The sequence below is a fragment of the Flavobacterium sp. genome, from assembly GCF_036405015.1.
In the GTDB taxonomy this organism is placed as follows: Bacteria; Bacteroidota; Bacteroidia; order Flavobacteriales; family Flavobacteriaceae; genus Flavobacterium.
This window is the reverse complement of sequence record NZ_DASWYK010000189.1, coordinates 1-2204: the sequence shown is the minus strand read 5'-3', so window position 1 is coordinate 2204 and position 2204 is coordinate 1. Positions and strand designations below refer to the sequence as shown.

Genomic DNA, 2204 nt, shown 5'->3' with positions numbered 1-2204 from the left:
TTATTCTGATGTTAAGCGTATGAAAAGCTTGAAATTGGATGCAACAGTTTTTCCAGATGCAGCTGCTTTAAAATTAGATCCTAGCATGGGAAGATTAAATCTAGTTGCTGATATGGGAGATACAGACGGTGATGGAGATTTGGACGAAATGGTAAGTTTCGGAGGAAGATCTTTTTCAATTTGGAACGGAAACACAGGAAAAATCGTTTATGACAGCAAAAATGATGTTGACAAAAAAACACATGAATTAGGAACTTACGATGATAAAAGAAGTGACGATAAAGGTTCTGAGCCAGAAGCAGTTGTAGCGGCTAAAATGGGGAATCAAAACATTATATTTGTTGGTTTAGAAAGATCTGATGCCTTTATGGTTTATGATGCTACAAACCCACAATCGCCACAATATTTACAAACTGTAAAAACAGGTGATGCTCCAGAAGGATTACTTTTTATTCCAGCTTCAAAAAGCCCTACTAAAAGAAGTTTATTAGTAGTAAGTAGCGAAGGAGATGGAAGCGTTAAAATCTACCAACCAGACTTAAAATAATATATTTTCAGTACATCAAAAAGAGCAAAATGTGAATTTTGCTCTTTTTTTTTAACTTGTATTAGGCTAATTTTAACGTATTTACATAATTAAAAGCCAAAAGATGGGAATTATGTAAGTAACTATACAACACATTCTAAATATACACGCCCTAATTTTGTTCATGAGTTTAAAATAAAAACAATTTAATTTTTGATATCATGAAAAAGAAATTAGTATCAGCCTCGTTATTATTGCTATCCTTCGCCGCTGGCGCACAAAATATGGCTACCACTTCTACCAAACCTGCTGTAGATCAGGAATTCAATAAATGGTCGATTGAACTTAACGGAGGTGTTAACAAACCAACGAGAACAATGACTCCAGGTTATACAACAGAATCTGCAAACTTTTTTCACGGAGATTTAGGTGTGAGATATATGTTCAATCCAAAATTTGGTTTGAAATTAGATGTTGGATACGATCAATTTAAAGAGAAAAAAAACACTCCTGATTTTGAAAGCCGTTATGTTAGAGCAAGTTTACAAGGAGTTGTAAACGTTGGACGTGCTTTGAATTTTGAAACATGGACTAATACAATCGGACTTTTAGCACATGGTGGTTTTGGAGTTTCGCAAATTAGTACAGAAACTGGTTTTGGTGGTCAAGATTATATGGCACACGGAATTGCTGGTTTAACGGGACAAATCAGATTAAGCAACCGCGTAGCTTTGACTGGAGACTTAACAGGTATTGTTAACGGAAGACAAAACTGGAACTTCGACGGAATGGGCAATACAACAACAGGATCTTTTGATGGTGTATTATTGAATGCTTCTGTCGGTTTAACTTTCTACTTAGGAAAACACGAAAGACATGCTGACTGGGTTGGTGAAGAAGACAGAATTGGTGAATTGGAAAAAAGAGTGGACTTAATCGAAACTGGTCTTATCGACTCAGACAAAGATGGTGTTGCTGATTTATACGATTTAGAACCAAATTCTATTGCTGGTGTTGCTGTTAACACAAAAGGTCAATCTATTGATACCAATCAAAATGGTGTGCCTGATGAGTTAGAAAGCTATTTGGATAAAACTTACGAAAAGAAAGGTGCTGGAACAAACACAAACAATACTGTTGAGGAATTAATCAACGGAGGTTATGTAAATGTTTATTTCGATTTCAATTCGTCTAAACCTACAAACGCTTCTTTATCTGGTGTTGATTTCTTAGTGAAATACTTGAAAAACAATCCAGGAAAATCGGCAGATATTATTGGTTATGCTGACGAAATTGGAAGTTCAAACTACAATACTGAATTGTCAAGAAAAAGAGCTGAAGCTGTGAAAAAAGTAGCAGTAAATGCAGGAATCGATGCTTCAAGATTGAATGTAATTGCTAACGGAGAAGATACTTCTGTTAACAAAAACTCTAAAGAAGCACGTCAAATCGTGAGAAGAGTTACTTTCCAAGTGAAGTAATCTAAATATAAAGCTAAAAACAAGAAAAGGAACTGTTTCAGTAATGAAACAGTTCTTTTTTGTTTTAATATAAATTATAAAAGAGCTTCAGAGAAGCAAAATAGCTATAGAAAAACACACATGTAATAAGAGCTCCAGCGGAGCAAAATATTTATAGAATTTCAATAGTACAAATAAAAAAAGCTCCAGCGGAGCGA

Annotated in this window: 2 protein-coding genes; both read left to right on the top strand. The window is 34.6% G+C overall.

Features of this window, described 5'->3' with window-relative positions; all coding sequences use genetic code 11:
• The coding region (locus tag VGE71_RS16235; protein WP_414656176.1) for a choice-of-anchor I domain-containing protein at nucleotides 1-547 on the top strand (547 nt) is incomplete at its 5' end.
• Nucleotides 548-747: 200 nt separating this feature from the next.
• Complete coding sequence (locus VGE71_RS16230) at nucleotides 748-2007, top strand: OmpA family protein (RefSeq protein ID WP_144213803.1); 1260 nt, start codon at nucleotides 748-750, stop codon at nucleotides 2005-2007.
• Nucleotides 2008-2204 lie beyond the last annotated feature (197 nt).